The organism is Herbaspirillum sp. CF444 (assembly GCF_000282135.1).
GTDB lineage: Bacteria > Pseudomonadota > Gammaproteobacteria > Burkholderiales > Burkholderiaceae_D > Herbaspirillum.
Window position 1 is genome coordinate 53260 of record NZ_AKJW01000066.1, and the last position, 16869, is coordinate 70128.

16 protein-coding genes are annotated in these 16869 nt (G+C 61.5%); 15 read left to right on the plus strand and 1 reads right to left on the minus strand.

Translation table 11 applies throughout. The features are described from left to right. Positions 1-70: 70 nt before the first annotated feature. The gene (locus PMI16_RS15380; RefSeq protein ID WP_007881091.1) at positions 71-1090 is read right to left on the minus strand and encodes a LacI family DNA-binding transcriptional regulator; all 1020 of its coding nucleotides are present in this window, start codon (positions 1088-1090) and stop codon (positions 71-73) included. 230 nt (positions 1091-1320) lie between these two features. Here PMI16_RS15380 and leuS point away from each other — a divergent pair, with 230 nt between their 5' ends. The 15 genes from leuS to PMI16_RS15455 all read left to right on the plus strand — a co-directional run bounded on the left by leuS (position 1321) and on the right by PMI16_RS15455 (position 16760). Next, positions 1321-3966 (plus strand): leucine--tRNA ligase, encoded by a 2646-nt coding sequence (gene leuS, locus PMI16_RS15385; protein ID WP_007881097.1) that lies wholly within the window; start codon positions 1321-1323, stop codon positions 3964-3966. 73 nt (positions 3967-4039) lie between these two features. Next, on the plus strand, positions 4040-4570 hold the full coding sequence (locus PMI16_RS15390) for an LPS-assembly lipoprotein LptE (protein WP_007881098.1): 531 nt from the start codon (positions 4040-4042) through the stop codon (positions 4568-4570). 3 nt (positions 4571-4573) lie between these two features. Further along, the gene (gene holA, locus PMI16_RS15395) at positions 4574-5593 is read left to right on the plus strand and encodes a DNA polymerase III subunit delta (protein ID WP_007881099.1); all 1020 of its coding nucleotides are present in this window, start codon (positions 4574-4576) and stop codon (positions 5591-5593) included. A 23-nt stretch (positions 5594-5616) separates the two neighbouring features. Next, positions 5617-6888, plus strand: a complete 1272-nt coding sequence (locus PMI16_RS15400) for a glutamate-5-semialdehyde dehydrogenase (protein WP_007881100.1) — start codon at positions 5617-5619, stop codon at positions 6886-6888. Positions 6889-6938: 50 nt separating this feature from the next. Next, positions 6939-7361, plus strand: a complete 423-nt coding sequence (locus PMI16_RS15405; RefSeq protein ID WP_007881101.1) for a CopD family protein — start codon at positions 6939-6941, stop codon at positions 7359-7361. Between the two features lie 42 nt (positions 7362-7403). Then, positions 7404-8009, plus strand: coding sequence for a 2-hydroxychromene-2-carboxylate isomerase (locus PMI16_RS15410; RefSeq protein ID WP_007881104.1), 606 nt, complete (start codon positions 7404-7406; stop codon positions 8007-8009). 197 nt (positions 8010-8206) lie between these two features. Further along, positions 8207-9448, plus strand: a complete 1242-nt coding sequence (locus PMI16_RS15415) for a THUMP domain-containing class I SAM-dependent RNA methyltransferase (protein WP_007881105.1) — start codon at positions 8207-8209, stop codon at positions 9446-9448. Positions 9449-9582: 134 nt separating this feature from the next. Next, positions 9583-10005: a DoxX family protein gene (locus PMI16_RS15420; protein ID WP_007881106.1), complete on the plus strand. Its 423-nt coding sequence runs from the start codon at positions 9583-9585 to the stop codon at positions 10003-10005. Positions 10006-10225: 220 nt separating this feature from the next. Beyond that, positions 10226-11050, plus strand: a complete 825-nt coding sequence (locus tag PMI16_RS15425) for a dioxygenase family protein (RefSeq protein WP_034380793.1) — start codon at positions 10226-10228, stop codon at positions 11048-11050. A 20-nt stretch (positions 11051-11070) separates the two neighbouring features. After that, positions 11071-11973, plus strand: a complete 903-nt coding sequence (locus PMI16_RS15430) for a LysR family transcriptional regulator (protein ID WP_007881108.1) — start codon at positions 11071-11073, stop codon at positions 11971-11973. A 414-nt stretch (positions 11974-12387) separates the two neighbouring features. After that, on the plus strand, positions 12388-12915 hold the full coding sequence (locus tag PMI16_RS15435) for a 2,4'-dihydroxyacetophenone dioxygenase family protein (protein WP_007881109.1): 528 nt from the start codon (positions 12388-12390) through the stop codon (positions 12913-12915). Positions 12916-12939: 24 nt separating this feature from the next. Continuing rightward, a complete protein-coding gene (locus PMI16_RS15440; protein WP_007881110.1) occupies positions 12940-13683 on the plus strand; it encodes an SDR family oxidoreductase in 744 nt (247 codons plus the stop codon). 137 nt (positions 13684-13820) lie between these two features. Beyond that, entirely contained in the window at positions 13821-15116 is a 1296-nt protein-coding gene (locus tag PMI16_RS15445; protein WP_007881112.1) for an MFS transporter, read from the plus strand. 27 nt (positions 15117-15143) lie between these two features. Then, positions 15144-15869: an SDR family NAD(P)-dependent oxidoreductase gene (locus PMI16_RS15450; RefSeq protein WP_007881114.1), complete on the plus strand. Its 726-nt coding sequence runs from the start codon at positions 15144-15146 to the stop codon at positions 15867-15869. Between the two features lie 93 nt (positions 15870-15962). Then, entirely contained in the window at positions 15963-16760 is a 798-nt protein-coding gene (locus tag PMI16_RS15455) for an IclR family transcriptional regulator (RefSeq protein WP_034380796.1), read from the plus strand. Positions 16761-16869: the final 109 nt, after the last annotated feature.

Sequence of the window (16869 nt, forward strand, 5' to 3'; positions counted from 1 at the left end):
CTTTCTGTTGCTGTTTGTGGTGCTGCGTTAAAAAACAGGTGAAGTAAAACTGACGAAACAAAATTAAAAATCAGGGAGTGAACACTTGCACTGATCCGCCGTGGCGAATCGCGTGCGCGAGAATGCTTGAGGCAGGCTGGCCGGCGTCACCGACACCAGACTGTTCGATCGCCGCCACCAGCGTGCGCAAGGCAACCTCGCCGATCTGTTCCGACGGCTGCACCGCGCTGGCCAGGACGGGCGACATCATCTCGCCCAGCGGAATGCCGTCGAAACCCATCACCGACATATCCTGCGGCACGCGCAACCCCAGCGTGCGCAAGTCGCGCATGGCGGAAAACGCCAGCAGATCGTTGGAGCAAAACAAGGCGCTCGGCCGCTGCTGCCGATCGGCGAAGGACTGCAGGTAGTCGACGCCGAGGCCGGTGTGGCGCGGAACTTCGATCGGCGTCATCGGTGCCAGGCCGTGTTCGCGCATGGCGTCGAGATAGCCGTGGTAGCGCTGGATCGCGCGGTCGGACGCGTGGAAATAGCCGGTCAGCATCTGGATGCGCGTATGTCCCAGCGCGATCAGATGCGCCACCGCATCGTGCGCCGCGGCACGGTTGTCGACCGAAACCGACAGGCGCGAGGCCTGCTGCGGCTGGTTGTAAGTCAATACATAAGGAATACCTTCGCTGTCGAGCACGTCCAGCGTGCTGCTGGCGCTGGCGTCGGCGACCGTCAGGATCACGCCGTCGACGCGATGGCTCAGCAGCAGGTCGACCGCCGCGGCCTCGTCTTCCTGGCGGTATTCGGTGGCGGTGAACATCACCGAGTAATCCAGCGCGCGCGCCGCCAGTTCAATGCCCTGCAAACACTGCGCAAACACCGTGTTGGACAGCGTCGGCACCACCACCCCGACGGTGCGCGAGCGTCCGGCGCGCAGGTTGCGGCCGTTGAAGTTGGGACGAAAGCCGAGGTCGGCGATGGCCTGATTGATCTTGTCAGCCGTGTCCGAACTCACCGATTCCGGTTTGTTGAGCAGGCGCGACACCGTCGCGGTGGAAACGCCGGCTTGCTGGGCAACTTGTTTGATGGATGGCGGCACGATGTCGGATGGCGATCATGATGAAAACGATTACATCCTATCAGTACAATGTTACGGAGCCATGACGATGAACATGTTTGACTACGCCTCACGATGTTTCATTGCGGAAATTCAAAATCTGTCCAGCCGGTCATTTTTATAGCCAAACTGACATCAACGCTAAACTGCGTCGACAAAGGAACCAGCCAGTATAATGTCGGGTTTCGATCTTTCCTTTGCCTCAACCCGTCATGCAAGATAAATACAGCCCCGCAGAAGTAGAACAATCCGCGCAGCAGCACTGGATCGCGACCGACGCCTACAAAACCGTCGAACACGCGAAAGACAAGAACGGCCGCGACAAGAAGAAGTTCTACGCCTGTTCGATGCTGCCCTACCCGTCGGGCAAGCTGCACATGGGCCACGTGCGCAATTACACGATCAACGACGTGATGTACCGCTACCTGCGCATGAGCGGCTACAACGTGCTCATGCCGATGGGCTGGGACGCGTTCGGCATGCCGGCGGAAAACGCGGCGATGGCCAACGGCGTGCCGCCGGCGCAATGGACTTACTCGAACATCGAGTACATGAAGAAACAGATGGCGTCCATGGGCCTGGCGATCGACTGGTCGCGCGAAATGACGGCCTGCTCGCCTGAATACTACAAGTGGAACCAGTGGATGTTCCTGAAGATGCTCGAGAAAGGCATCATCTACAAGAAGACCGGCACCGTGAACTGGGATCCGATCGACCAGACCGTGCTGGCCAACGAACAGGTCATCGACGGCAAGGGCTGGCGCTCGGGCGCGGTCATCGAGAAGCGTGAAATCCCGATGTACTACGCCAAGATCACCGACTACGCCGACGAACTGCTGGAACACGTCGAAACCAAGCTGCCGGGCTGGCCCGAGCGCGTGCGCCTGATGCAGGCCAACTGGATCGGCAAGTCGACCGGCGTGCGTTTCGCCTTCCCGCACGACATCGAAGAAGACGGTCAACTGATCAACGACGGCAAGCTGTGGGTCTTCACCACGCGCGCCGACACCGTCATGGGCGTGACCTTCTGCGCCGTGGCGCCGGAACACGCGCTGGCGACTGTCGCCGCGAAGAACAATCCTGCGCTGCAAGACTTCATCGCCGAATGCAAAAAAGGCAGCGTCATCGAAGCCGACATGGCGACGATGGAAAAGAAAGGCATGCCGACCGGCCTGTTCGTCACGCATCCGCTGACCGGCGCGCAAGTCGAAGTGTGGGTCGGCAACTACGTGCTGATCACCTACGGCGACGGCGCCGTGATGGGCGTGCCGGCGCATGACGAGCGCGATTTCGCCTTCGCCAAAAAATACAATCTGGCGATCAGGCAAGTCGTCGCCGTCGAAGGCAAGACTTACTCCACCGACGCGTGGGAAGAATGGTACGCCGACAAGGAAAGCGGCAAGACCGTAGCCTCCGGCAAATACGACGGTCTCGGCTATCAGGCTGCAGTCGATGCCGTTGCCGCCGACCTGGCCGCCAAGGGCCTGGGCGAAAAGAAAATCACCTTCCGCCTGCGCGACTGGGGCATCTCGCGCCAGCGTTACTGGGGCACGCCGATCCCTATCATCCATTGCGGCGATTGCGGCGACGTGCCCGTGCCGGAAAAAGACCTGCCGGTCGTGCTGCCGGAAGACTGCGTGCCGGACGGCAGCGGCAACCCGCTCAACAAGCATGAAAAATTCCTGCACGTCGACTGCCCGCAATGTGGCAAACCGGCGCGCCGCGAAACCGACACGATGGATACCTTCGTCGACTCGTCGTGGTACTACATGCGTTATACGTCGCCACAGAGCAATGATGCGATGGTCGACTCCCGCAACGATTACTGGATGCCGATGGACCAGTACATCGGCGGCATCGAACACGCCGTCCTGCACTTGCTGTACGCGCGCTTCTGGACCAAGGTCATGCGCGACTTCGGCCTGGTCAAGTTCGACGAGCCGTTCACCAACCTGCTCACGCAAGGCATGGTGCTCAACGAAACTTACTATCGCGAAGACGACGCCGGCAAGAAGACCTGGATCAACCCCGCCGACGTTGAACTGACGCATGACGACAAGGGTCGTCCGGTCTCCGCCATCCTCAGGGAAGACGGCCAGCCTGTCATCATCGGCGGCACCGAGAAGATGTCGAAGTCCAAGAACAACGGTATCGACCCCCAAGCGCAGATCGACCAGTACGGCGCCGACACCGCGCGCCTGTTCACCATGTTCGCTTCGCCGCCGGAGCAGACGCTGGAATGGTCGGGCACCGGCGTCGAAGGCGCCAACCGTTTCCTGCGCCGCGTGTGGGCATTCGCTTACAACAACGCTGCGCGCATCGAAGGCGCGGCGGCTGTGGATGCTGCACAACTGACCGACGCATTAAAGACGCTGCGCCGCGAAGTGCACAAGGTGCTGCAACAGGCCGATCACGACTTGAAACGCATTCAGTACAACACCGTGGTGTCGGCCTGCATGAAGATGCTCAACACGCTCGAAGCCGCCAAGCTGGAAGACAGCCCGGCCGCCAACGCCGTGCTGGCCGAATGCACCTCGATCTTCCTGCGCATCCTCAATCCGATCACGCCGCACATCACCCACGCGCTGTGGCAGGAACTGGGCTTTGCCAAGTCGCAGGGCGACATCCTCGACGCCGAGTGGCCGCAAGTCGACGCCGCCGCGCTGGAGCAAAGCGAGATCGAAATGATGATTCAGGTCAACGGCAAGCTGCGCGGCAGCATCACCGTCGCCAAGAACGCCGACAAGGCCGCCATCGAAGCACTGGCGCTGGCCAACGAGAGCGTGCAGAAATTCCTGACCGGCGCGCCGAAGAAAGTGATCGTGGTGCCGGGCAAGCTGATCAACATCGTTGCCTGACGCTTTTGCGCCTGCTTTTACACTCGCTTTTATACTTATTTTTACGCTCACGAACCTGACCACGGATAGATACATGCCATTTCAACTTCACCGACGCAAAGTGCTGCAATGGTTTCTGGTGCTGCTGGCCGCGGTCATGCTCAGCGCCTGCGGCTTTCACATGCGCGGGCCGGCGAAGCTGCCGTTCAAGTCGATTTACCTCGGCTTTCCCGACAACTCGTCGCTGGGCACGGAGCTGAAGCGCTACATCCGCGCCAGCGGCGTCGAAGTCGTCGACAAGGCCACCGAAGCGGAAGCGGTCATGCAGGTGCTCGCCAACACCACCGAGAAGAAAATTCTCACCCTGAACAGCAATGGCCAGGTCCGCGAGTACAGTTTGTATCAACGCTTCAGCTTCCTGGTGAAGGACCAGACCGGGAAAGTCACAATCGCTCCCATCCAGATGACCCTGAAGCGCGACGTGACTTACGATCCGAATCAGGAACTGGCGAAACAAGCCGAAGAAGCCCTGCTCTACCGCGACATGCAAAGCGATCTGGTGCAACAGATCCTGCGCCGCATGTCCGCGACCAAAACCGGCGTCGACGAAACCATCGAGGAATAACAGATGCAGTTGCGGCTAGACGCGCTCGACACGCACCTGGCGAAATCGCTGTCGTCGCTGTACGTCATCGCCAGCGACGAACATCTGCTGGCGCTGGAAGCCGCCGACAAGATCCGCAAGACAGCGCGCGCCAACGGCTACACCGAACGCGACGTGCTGGTCGTCGAACGCAGCTTCAAGTGGGGCGAGTTGCTCGCCGCCAACCAGTCGCAATCGCTGTTCGGCGACAAGAAACTGATCGAGCTGCGCATCCCCACCGGCAAACCCGGCAAGGACGGCGGCCAGGCGCTGCAGGAATATGCCGGCAACCTGAACCCGGACAACCTGACCATCATCAGCCTGCCCAAGCTCGACTGGGCCACCGCCAAGGCGGCCTGGGTCGGCACCTTGCAGCAGGCCGGCGTATATATCGACATTCCGCTGGTCGAGCGCGCGCATCTGCCCGGCTGGATAGCCAACCGCCTCGCCGCGCAACAGCAGAGCGCCGACCGCCAGTGCATGGACTTCATCGCCGACCGCGTCGAAGGCAACCTGCTCGCCGCGCATCAAGAGATTCAGAAGCTCGGCTTGCTGTACCCGACCGGCAAGCTGAGCTTCGAACAAGTCCACGACGCCGTGCTGAACGTGGCGCGCTATGATGTCTTCAAGCTCAACGAAGCCATGCTGTCGGGCGACGCCGCGCGTCTCATGCGCATGATGGATGGCTTGAAGGGCGAAGGCGAAGCCTTGCCGCTGGTGCTGTGGGCCGTGGCCGAAGAAGTGCGCACGCTGCTCAAGCTCAAATCCGGTGTCACGCAAGGCAAGCAGCTGGGCATGCTGCTCAAGGAATACCGCATCTGGGGCCCGCGCGAAAAGCTGATGGAGCCGGCGTTGCGCCGCATCAGCCTGGCCACGCTGCAGACCGCGCTGCAGGAAGCCGCGCAGATCGACAAGATGGTCAAGGGTCTGCGGGCAAAGGCGTTTTCCGGCGATGCCTGGGATGCGCTGTCGCAGCTGGGCCTCAAGCTCGCGCGCGGCTACTGAATTTAGTTTTCGAGAACACCATCATGACGATCGACATCAACCAATACATGACCGACATCGGCCAGCGCGCCCGCAAGGCATCGCGCGCCATGGCCAAGGCAGACAGCGCCGCCAAGAACCGCGCACTGGCGCTGATCGCCGCCGCCATCCGCCGCGATGCCGACACGCTGCGCGCCGCCAACCGGCAAGACCTGGCCGCCGCGCGCGCCAACGGCTTGTCGGACGCCATGCTCGACCGCCTGACGCTGTCCGACAAAGCCATCGCCACCATGACCGAAGGCCTGGAACAGATCGTCGCGTTGCCCGATCCTATCGGTGAAATCTCCAACATGAAATACCGCCCGACCGGCATCCAGGTCGGCCAGATGCGCGTGCCGCTGGGCGTCATCGGCATCATCTATGAAGCGCGTCCGAACGTCACCGTCGACGCCGCGGGCCTGTGCATCAAGAGCGGCAACGCCACCATCCTGCGCGGCGGTTCCGAAGCGATCCACTGCAACCAGGCGCTGGCAAGACTGGTCAAGGAAGGCCTGGCCGGCGCCGGCTTGCCGCAAGACGCGGTGCAAGTGGTCGAGACCACCGACCGCGCCGCCGTCGGCGCGCTGATCACGATGACCGACTACGTCGACGTCATCGTGCCGCGCGGCGGCAAGGGACTGATCGAGCGCCTGATCAAGGAATCCAAGGTGCCGATGATCAAGCATCTGGACGGCATCTGCCACGTCTACATCGACGACAAGGCCGAGCGGCAAAAAGCGCTGGACGTCGCCTTCAACGCCAAATGCCACCGCTACGGCACCTGCAACACCATGGAAACCCTGCTGGTGGCGCGCGCCATTGCGGCGGACGTGTTGCCGCAGCTGGCCGCACTGTATCGCGCCAAGGACGTCGAGCTGCGCGGCGACGCCGAAAGCCGCCGGATTCTGGCCGGTTATCCGCTGCTGAAGGAAGCCGTCGAAGAAGACTGGCGCACCGAATACCTGGCGCCGATCCTGGCGGTGAAAATCGTCGCCGGCATGGACGAAGCGATCGATCACATCAACACTTACTCGTCGCAGCACACCGACGCCATCGTCACCGAAGACTACACGCGCGCCATGCGTTTCCTGCGCGAAGTCGATTCGGCCTCGGTCATGGTTAATGCCTCGACGCGTTTTGCCGACGGTTTCGAATACGGCCTCGGCGCCGAGATCGGCATCTCCAACGACAAGCTGCACGCACGCGGCCCGGTCGGGCTGGAAGGCCTGACATCATTGAAATACGTTGTGCTGGGACAAGGACAAGTGCGCCAGTAAGCATAAACACGCGTCGTTCCCCTTAACAGCTAGTCGCCAAAGGAAGCTTCATGCTCTGGATCAAAGCCCTGCACATCGTATTCATCGCCTCGTGGTTCGCCGGCCTGTTCTATCTGCCGCGCATCTTCGTCAATCTGGCGCAGGAAACGGAAATCGTCGTCAAGGAACGCCTGCTTGGCATGGCGCGCCGGCTGTACCGCTTCACCACCATGCTGGCGATTCCGGCGATCGCGCTGGGCCTGTACCTGTATCTGGTGATCGGCATCGGCAAAGGCCCCGGCAACGGTTGGATGCATGCCAAGCTGGGCTTGGTGATTCTGGTGATCGGCTATCACCATGCCTGCGGTTCGCTGCTCAAGAAGTTCGAGAACGGTCAAAACAAGCGCAGCCACACCTGGTTCCGCTGGTTCAACGAAGTCCCGGTATTATTGCTGTTGGCCATTGTGATTCTGGTGGTCGTCAAACCTTTCTGATCTTTTTGATCCACGTTTTTCTTTTTGATTACGGAGTCCTTCATGGGCAAGGTATGTGAATACTTCTTCGCGCCGCACTCTCCTTTCGCCTATCTGGGACACGCGCGTTTTGTCGCCCTGGCCAAGCAATACGACGTGCAGGTCGTGCTCAAGCCGTTCGACCTGAGCAAGATCTTCGGCCAGTCCGGCGGCTTGCCGCTGGCCAAGCGCGCGCCGCAACGGCAAGCTTACCGCCTCAAGGAATTGGCGCGCTGGAGCAAATTCCTCGGCCTGCCGATGAACCTGCAGCCGACCTACTTCCCGGTGCAGAGCGACGCCGCCGCACGCCTGATCATCGCCACCCAGCTGGCGCACGGCACCAACGCCGCGCTCGAACTGACCGGCGCCGTCATGCGCGCGATCTGGGAAGAAGAAAAGAACATCGCCGACACCGACACCTTGCTGGCGATCGCCAACGGCCTCGGCCATGACGGCGCCAGCCTGCTGAAGTCGTCCGAGACCGCCAGCGTGCAGGCCGAGTTCGACCGTTTCAGCGAAGAAGCCACCGCCGCCAATGTCTTCGGCGCACCATGGTTTGTGGTTGACGGCGAAGGTTACTGGGGTCAGGATCGACTCGATTTCGTCGAACGCGCGTTTGCGGAAAAGTAATTTGCTTCAACAAAGGCAGTAAGAAATTTCGTCATTCCCGCGCACGCGGGAATCCAGCGGCGCCGATCGGGAGATGCCGTCGGCATCGCTGGAAGAAACACACCGCAATACGACACTGGGTCCCGGCGTTCGCCGGGACGACGGCGTGTTGTGTGCACAGGCATCAACTCTCCCCCAACGGACAAAAGGTACCCCTCATGAGCACCAACTATTCCTATTTCTGCCCCTGCCCGCGCGGCCTCGAAGTCGCACTCGCGGAAGAACTCAACGAAATCGCCCAGCTGGCCGGCCCCGACGCCAATCTGAAAGTACACAACCAGGTTCCCGGCGGCGTGCATTGCTCCGGCACGATCATCGGCGCCTACCAGCTGAACCTGCGCTCGCGCATCGCCAGCCGCGTGTTGCTGCGCCTGGCGCACGGTTCCTACAAGAACGAAAACGACATCTACGACATGACCCTCGAACAGGAGTGGGAAAACTGGTTCGAGGTGTCGCACACGATCCGCGTCGACGTCACCGCAGTCAAGTCGCCGCTGCGCAGCCTCGAGTTCGCCACGCTGAAAATCAAGGACGCCATCTGCGACCGTTTCCGCGAACGTTTCGACGAACGTCCGTCGGTCAATACCAAGACGCCGGACATGCGCATTTCAGGCTTCCTCGACGCGCACAATTTCACGATCTATCTCGACACTTCCGGCGAAGCGTTGTTCAAGCGCGGCTGGCGCGATGATACCGGCGAGGCGCCGCTGCGCGAAAATCTCGCTGCCGGCCTGTTGCGCACCAGCGGCTGGAAACCCGGCATGGTGCTGTTTGACCCGATGTGCGGCTCCGGCACCATCCTGGCCGAAGCGGCGCAGATGCTGGCCGGCATCCCGCCGGGCGCACGCCGCCGTTTTGCGTTTGAAAAATTCGACAACTTCGACGCCGAAGCCTGGCTGGCGATCAAGGGCGACTTCAAGCCGAATCCCTTGCCGACCGTGCCGACGATTTTCGGCAGCGATATTTCCGGCGACATGGTCAACATCGCGCGTAACAACCTGCGCAAGGCCGGCATTCAGTTCGAGGTGCCGCTCAAGCAGATCGAAGCGCAGGAAGTCAAACCTCCCGTCGACGGCAATGGCAATCCGACCACCGGCATCATGCTGACCAACCCGCCCTACGGCGAGCGTCTGAGCGTGCGCGGCGATGCCGCCGTGCCGACCGACGAGCTGTTCGTCGCCTTCTTCAGCGCCTTCGGCACCACGCTCAAGCAGCGTTTCGCCGGCTGGAGCGTATTCCTGTTCTCGGCCGACCTCGGCCTGCCGAAATTGTTGCGCCTGAAAGAAGCTCGCAAGACGCCGTTCTTCAACGGCGCCCTGGAATGCCGTTTGTTCCGTTTCGACATGGTGGAAGGCTTCAATCGCCGTGAAGCGGCAAAACCCAAACCGGATCAGGCTTAAGCGTTATCAGCGGGATGATTGTCAATACAATCGAGACAATTCATCCCGCTGCGCCTTATTTATCACCGGCTCGCTTTTCCTTAAAGTTGCTCTCAACGAAGTCAATCACGACTTCATTCTTTTTGGGAGCTGACATGACCACCACTATCGCCAATACCAAAGCCGACTACGCCGCCTTCCTGCTGCGCGTGACGTCCGGTTTGTTTTTCCTGGCCCACGCCGCGATGAAGATCTTCGTCTTCACCCTGCCCGGCACCGCCGCCTTCTTTGAATCGCTGGGCCTGCCCGGCTTCCTCGCCTACCTGGTCATCCTGCTCGAAGTGGTCGGCGGCGTCGCGCTGGTGATCGGTTTCTACGGCGACCTGCTGGCAATTCCATTGGCCATCGATCTGGTCGGCGCCATCGTCACCGTGCACGGCAAGAACGGCTTTTTCTTCAGCAACCCCAAGGGCGGCTGGGAATACCTGGTCATGTGGATCGTCGCGCTGATCGCGGTCTACCTGCTCGGCAACGGTGCCTTCGCCGTCAAGCGCAAGAGTCTGAACAACGCTGCATAATTTAGCATCAGGGCGGCACAAGGCCGATACTGTTCAATTATTTTTAGCAGTCGTCCCGGCGAACGCTGGGACCCAGTGTCGTCATGAACCGTCAATACGACACTGGGTACTGACTTTCGTCAGGACGACAGCAATTGCAGACTCGCAAGAAACCTGCATGCTTAACAGGATTATCTGAGCAGCTCCGGGCTGCCGCCCGATTTTTGGATTGGAATACATCATGTCTACCGCACTGCCTTCGCTTTTCGTTTCCCACGGTTCGCCCATGCTGGCGGTTGAACCGGGCAAGACCGGCCCGCTGTTGCGCAGCATCGGCGCGCGCCTGCCCACGCCGAAAGCCATACTCGTCGTGTCGCCGCACTGGGAAACCCAGACGCCGCGCGTCGGCAATCTGGCCAGGCAGCGCGTGATTCACGATTTCGGCGGCTTCCCGCGCGAACTGTATGAACTGGATTATCCCGCCGCCGGTTCGCCGGAACTGGCCGAGCGCGTCGCCGTCCTGTTGCGCGACGCCGGCCTGCATGCACAGACCGACGACGGCTGGGGTCTCGATCACGGTGCCTGGGTGCCGCTGCGTTATCTGTATCCGCAAGCGGATATCCCGGTGGTGCAGTTGTCGCTGCAAGCGCATCAGCCGCCGGCCTATCACTACCGTATCGGCCAGTTGCTGGCGCCGCTGGCGAAGGAGGGCATCCTGCTGGTCGGCTCGGGCAGCTTCACGCACAACCTGCGCGAGCTGCGCCGCAGCGATCCGGATTCCGATAGTGCGCCGCATACGATCGAATTCCTGCAATGGTTCCTGACGCAGATGCAGGCCGGCAATCTGGAAGCGCTGCTGGACTATCGCCATGCGGCGCCGCACTCGGTGCGCACCCATCCGACCGATGAACACTTGCTGACCTTGTTCTTCGCCATGGGCGCCGCCGACGACTGGACGCAACTGGTGCATCTGGACAGCGGTTCGACGTATCATAGCCTGCGCATGGATGCCTTCGCCTTCGGCGTCCAGTCGTCCATCCTCGCGGACTTACCTGCCGCCGCCTGAACCTGTCCGGAGAGAATCGTTTGAACAAACTGCGCGAAATCGAATGCTTCATCGCCGTGGCCGAGTTGGGCAGCTTCGTCAAGGCGGCTGACGCCCTGAACGTTTCCAAGGCGGCGGTTTCGCGCACGATTCTTGAACTGGAAGCCCGCCTCGGCGCACGCCTGATGCAACGCACGACGCGGCGGCTGTCGCTGACCGAGGCCGGCTCCTTGTATCTGGAGCGCTGCAAGCAGATCGTCTCGGCGCTGGAAGACGCCGACCAGATGCTCACCGTCGGCAACACCGATCCCACCGGCCTGCTGCGCATCAACGTGCCGCAGACCTTCGGCGTGCTGCATCTGGTCAAGGTCTGGCCTTGCCTGCTGCGCCGCTACCCCGGCATCAGACTCGACATCACGCTGTCGGACCGCATCGTCGACATCATCGAAGAGGGCTACGACCTCGCGATCCGCATCGCGCGCCTGCCGAATTCCTCGCTGATTTACCGCAAGCTGGCTTCGACCCGCATCCTCGTCTGCGCCTCGCCCGAGTACCTGGAAAAACACGGCACGCCGCGGCATCCGGACGATCTCAAGGATCACATGGTGATGGGCTACAGCTACTCGGCCGACAAGGACGAGTGGCATTTCGAAGGCCCCGAGGGCGCCGTCAGCGTCAAGACCAACGTGCGCATGCTCGCCAACAACGGCGACACCTGCGTCGCCGCTGCGCTGGCCGGCATCGGCATCACGCGCCAGCCGACCTTCATGCTGAGCGAACATATCCGCAGCGGCAAGCTGGTGCCGATCATGCCGGACTACATGTCGGCCGAACTGGGTATCTATGCGGTCTATCCGAGCCGTACGCATTTGCCTGCAAAGGTGCGCGCGACCATCGACTTTCTCGTGCATGCGTTTGAGGAAGTGCAGTGGGAAGACAAGTAAACCTGCACGCCTTCACACCTCCGGCGGCAACGGAACGAGTCATCGTGGACACGATCCGGCTCGTATAACTTCCTCTCGTTTTCTGACCGGTTTCTGACCGGTTTCTGACCATTTCCTGACCAGGTGAAAAAATCCGCAGCCTTGCGGATTTTTTTTCATCTCCCTTTTCAGCGGCGCGCTTAAGGCGCACAATCCGCCCTCGCCATCAGTGGTCTGACCATTGGACCGATTTCTTTTTCTTCCAGTGTGCCCGTGCATCTTGCTCGTATCTGCCCGCACGGACTCCGCGTGAACGGCTTGACATACTCTTCGGATTGATCCAAAGTGACCACATTACAGACTATTAGTCCATATATTGGACATTAAAAATAGTCGGACGCAGTCAAGATCACTGAAAAACCTGAGGAGAGACGCATGCAACCCACCACCCCGGAAGCATCGAAGATGATGCCCTACCAATACCCGAACCCGAAAGAAGCGCCGCTGGAAATCGTGGTCGGCTCCGCCATTCCCGACGATGAAAAAGTCTGGGTGCCGCAAGCCGAGAACGTCTGGTTCCGTCCGCTGTGCCTGAACGTGTCGCAGGGCTACTGGACCAACCTGCTGCGCGTGCGCAAGTCCGGCGTGCTGAGCCGCCACCGCCATCCGGCGCCCGTGCACGGCATGGTGCTCAAGGGCCGCTGGCGCTATCTGGAACACAACTGGATTGCCGAACAAGGCAGCTACGTATTCGAACCGCCGGGAGAAACCCACACCCTGTACGTGCCGGAAGACGTCGAAGAAATGATCACCTACTTCCACATCACGGGCGTGATGTACTACTGCGATCCGTTCGGCAAGTTCGAGGGCTATGAAGACGTCTTCACCAAGCTCGACATGTGCAAGGCGCATTACGAAAAGGTCGGCCTCGGCGCCGATTTCGTGCAGCAGTTCGTGCGCTGATTACGTAAAGGAATGAACGACGCCATGAGCTACGCACAAGCCGACTACAACTTTCAGGGCGCGGTCGCCGTCGTCACCGGCGGCACCGGCGGCATCGGCGCCGCCATCAGCGCGCGCCTGGCGCAGGCCGGCGCCGAAGTCATTTGCTGGGACCTGAAGCCTGCCGTCGATTCGCCGCATTTGCAATATGCGCAAGACACCGTCGACGTCACCGACCCGGCGTCGGTCGAGGCGGCGACGCAGCGCCTGCTGGCTTCGCGCGGCCACATCGATTTCCTGATCAACAACGCCGGCTATGCCGGCTCGACCGTGCCGCTGGATGAATACGACGTCGCCGAGTGGCATCGCATCGTTGAAGTCAATCTGATGGGCGTGTTCCACACCTGCCGTTCGGTGGTGCCCGCCATGCGCGCCGCCGGACAGGGACGCATCGTCAACATCGCTTCGCTGGCCGGCAAGGAAGGCACGCCCAACGCGTCCGCCTACAGCGCGTCGAAAGCGGGCGTGCTGGCGCTGACAAAGTCGCTCGGCAAGGAACTGGCCAACGCCGGCATCCTCGTCAACGCGCTGGCGCCGGCGGCGGTGAAGACCACGCTGCTGGAGCAGATGAGCCCGGCGCACGTCGCCACCATGATCAGCAAGAGCCCGATGGGCCGCCTCGGCTATGTCGAAGAAGTGGCCGAGATGGTGGCATGGCTGTGCTCCGGCTCGTGCACGTTCAACACCGGCGCGGTGTTCGATTTGTCCGGAGGACGCGCAACGTATTAGTACTACCCGTCCGACCGCCGCAAGCGGCCGGACATTTTCATCGCAGCACGGCATAAGCACCGCAAAGACGGCGCAAGCAGGTGATGTAGCTCAGAAGCTGTTTGCCTGCAGCGCTTTACATTTACATTGGAGACAACATGGAAGTCCAAAAGAGCAGCAAGCTCAAACGTATTCAGTGGGTCGCCCTGACCTTCCTGATGCTTGCCGGCATCGTCAATTACCTCGACCGCAGCACGCTGTCCATCGCCAACCACTCCGTCAGCCAGGAGCTGGGATTGAGCGCATCGGAAATGGGCCTGCTGCTGTCCGCATTCTCGCTCGCCTACGCCTTCTCGCAATTGCCGATCGGCGCGATGCTCGACAAGTTCGGCGCGCGCGTGATGCTCGGCGCCGGCATGATGGTGTGGTCGGTGGCGCAACTGGCCGGCGGCTTCGTCGGTTCGCTGCATCAGTTCCTGGTGGCGCGCGTGTTCCTTGGCATCGGCGAAGCGCCGCAGTTTCCGGCCGGCGCCAAAGTGGTTTCCGAATGGTTCGCCGTGCGCGAACGCGGCGGCCCGACCGGCATCTTCGTCGCCTCGTCGACCATCGGCCCCGCGCTGGCGCCGCCGATCCTGACGGTGCTGATGCTGTCGTTCGGCTGGCGCATGATGTTCGTCATCATGGGTATCGCCGGCATCGCCGTCGCAGTGGGCTGGTACATTTTTTACCGCAACCGCAATGAAGTCGAACTGACGCCATCGGAAATCCTGTATCTCGCCGACGGCACCGAGGACAGCAGCGATCCAAACGCCAACGCCAAGCTGACCTGGCACGAGTGGAAAGGCCTGTTCAAGTATCGCACCACCTGGGGCATGCTGTTCGGCTTCATGGGCGTGATCTACATGGTGTGGCTGTACCTGACATGGCTGCCTGCCTACCTCGAACATGAACGTCACCTGAGCATCGCGCGCACCGGCTGGGTGGTGGTGATCCCTTACATCTTCGGCACGCTGGGCATGCTGTCGTCCGGCTACATCGCCGACGGTTTGATGAAGCGCGGCATGGCGCCGATCCGCAGCCGCAAGTGGCCGATCTGCGCCGGCCTGATCGGTGCGGGCGCGTTCACCATTCCTGCTGCTTACACACCAAGCACTACCATGGCAATCGTCTACATCTCGCTGGCGATGGCCTTCGTCAACATGGCCAGCGGCGGCGCATGGGCGCTGGTCAGCGTGGCGATTCCGCGCCGCCTGGTGGCTTCGCTGGGCAGCCTGCAAAACTTCGGCGGCTACCTCGGCGGTTCGCTGGCGCCGCTCATCACCGGCGTCGTGGTCGACAAGACCCACTCGTTCGTCAACGCCTTGCTGATCAGCGCCGCCGTCGCGTTTGCCGCCGCGCTGGTGTACATGTTCGTGGTGAACAAGCCGATCGAAGGCGACCAGGCCCCTGCATGATTTTATTTTTTCCTTGAAGGAAAGCACATGACATTTACTCCCAACCTGTTCCAAGGCAAGACCGCCCTGGTCACCGGCGGCACGCAGGGCATCGGCGGCGCAATCGCCCGCCAGCTGGCCGCCATGGGGGCGAACGTGATCGCCGCCGGCCTGCCGCCGTTTGCCATGGACGAGTTCAAAGGCAGCGGCGTCACGCTGGCCGAACTCAACGTCGCCTCCGAAGACAGCGTCAAAGCGCTGTTCGCCGGCATCCAACAACTCGACATCGTGATCAACTGCGCCGGCATCATCAAGCGCGGCGCCGAACACGACGTCGATGTCTTCGAACAGGTGATCGCCGTCAACCTGACCGGCACCATGCGCATCTGCTCGGCGGCGCGGCCCTTGCTGAAGGAAGGCAAGGGCTGCATCGTCAACCTGGCGTCGATGCTGAGCTTCTTCGGCGGCGGCCTGGTGCCGGGCTACAGCGCCAGCAAAGGCGGCGTGGCGCAACTGACCAAGTCGCTGGCGATTGCCTATGCCGCCGACGGCATCCGCGTCAACGCGGTGGCGCCGGGCTGGATCGCGACGCCGTTGACGAAAGCATTGCAGGAAGACCCGGCGCGCTCCGGTCCCATCCTGCAACGCACGCCGCTCAATCGCTGGGGCACGCCGGAAGACATCGGCAACGTCGCCGCCTTCCTGTGCACGCCGGCCGCATCCTTCATGACCGGCGCCGTCGTGCCGGTCGACGGCGGCTATCTGGTGTCCTAGTCCGGCGTCATGCAAAATGGCGGCGCCGGAAAGTCCCTCGGCTATAATGCGCCTCTGCCGTCCCCACCGTTGCGTCATTTGCGCCTGCTCACCATGCCGACTTCCGACACCATTGCCGAAGAGAATACCAAGATCGCCGGCACCGCCGCGTTCTCCAAATTCATGGCGGTGCTGCAACTGATCGCCGATCAGGAAACGCCGTTGTCGATCGCCCAGTTAAGCGTGCAGAGCGGCTATCCGCGTCCCACCGTCTATCGCATCCTCGCCGCCCTGATGGCCGAAGGCATGGTGGTGGAAAACCCCCGCACCAAACATTTTGAACTCGGCCCGCGCCTGATCAACCTGGCCAGCAAATCGTGGGCCAAGTCCGACATCCGCACGGCCGCCATCGATGCCCTGCACACGCTGCGCGACGCCACGCGCGAAACCGTCCATTTGGCCGTGCCCAGCGACAACGGCATGGTCTACATCGAAAAGCTGGAAAGCCCGCAAGCAGTGCGCATGACCTCGCGCGTCGGCACGCGCGTGACCTTCTATTCAAGCTCGGTCGGCAAAGCCTATCTGGCGGCGCTGGATGAAACACAACGCCGTGCTCTGCTGCGCGCCGTCAAGCTGCAAAAATTCACCGAACACACCATCACCGATCCGGAAGTCCTGCGTGCCGAAATCGCCGCGACCGGACAGCGCGGCTATGCCGAAGACCGCGAAGAAAACGAAGCGCAGATCTTTTGCCTCGGCGCCGCCATCCGCGGCAGCGACGGCGCACCGGTCGCCTGCATCAGCATCAGCATCCCGGTCTTCCGCAAGCACGAAAATCTGCATGCCGCTTACATCGATCCCCTGCTGGCGACCTGCCAGGCCATCTCGCTGAAACTGGCCGGCCCGCGCTAAACACCGGCCGCTCGCCTGCGCCGGTCGCGCATCTCGCTTACACAGCTTAACGAAGTGTTACCAATTGCTTCCCCCGCGCCGGACGCGCCGGGGAACTGGTTAAATCCAG

Coding starts and splice junctions, on each gene's coding strand:
- PMI16_RS15390 (WP_007881098.1), top strand. CDS start 4,040: ATGCCATTTCAACTTCACCGACGCAAAGTGCTGCAATGGTTTCTGGTG.
- PMI16_RS15415 (WP_007881105.1), top strand. CDS start 8,207: ATGAGCACCAACTATTCCTATTTCTGCCCCTGCCCGCGCGGCCTCGAA.
- holA (WP_007881099.1), top strand. CDS start 4,574: ATGCAGTTGCGGCTAGACGCGCTCGACACGCACCTGGCGAAATCGCTG.
- leuS (WP_007881097.1), top strand. CDS start 1,321: ATGCAAGATAAATACAGCCCCGCAGAAGTAGAACAATCCGCGCAGCAG.
- PMI16_RS15420 (WP_007881106.1), top strand. CDS start 9,583: ATGACCACCACTATCGCCAATACCAAAGCCGACTACGCCGCCTTCCTG.
- PMI16_RS15450 (WP_007881114.1), top strand. CDS start 15,144: ATGACATTTACTCCCAACCTGTTCCAAGGCAAGACCGCCCTGGTCACC.
- PMI16_RS15435 (WP_007881109.1), top strand. CDS start 12,388: ATGCAACCCACCACCCCGGAAGCATCGAAGATGATGCCCTACCAATAC.
- PMI16_RS15410 (WP_007881104.1), top strand. CDS start 7,404: ATGGGCAAGGTATGTGAATACTTCTTCGCGCCGCACTCTCCTTTCGCC.
- PMI16_RS15455 (WP_034380796.1), top strand. CDS start 15,963: ATGCCGACTTCCGACACCATTGCCGAAGAGAATACCAAGATCGCCGGC.
- PMI16_RS15445 (WP_007881112.1), top strand. CDS start 13,821: ATGGAAGTCCAAAAGAGCAGCAAGCTCAAACGTATTCAGTGGGTCGCC.
- PMI16_RS15440 (WP_007881110.1), top strand. CDS start 12,940: ATGAGCTACGCACAAGCCGACTACAACTTTCAGGGCGCGGTCGCCGTC.
- PMI16_RS15425 (WP_034380793.1), top strand. CDS start 10,226: ATGTCTACCGCACTGCCTTCGCTTTTCGTTTCCCACGGTTCGCCCATG.
- PMI16_RS15405 (WP_007881101.1), top strand. CDS start 6,939: ATGCTCTGGATCAAAGCCCTGCACATCGTATTCATCGCCTCGTGGTTC.
- PMI16_RS15400 (WP_007881100.1), top strand. CDS start 5,617: ATGACGATCGACATCAACCAATACATGACCGACATCGGCCAGCGCGCC.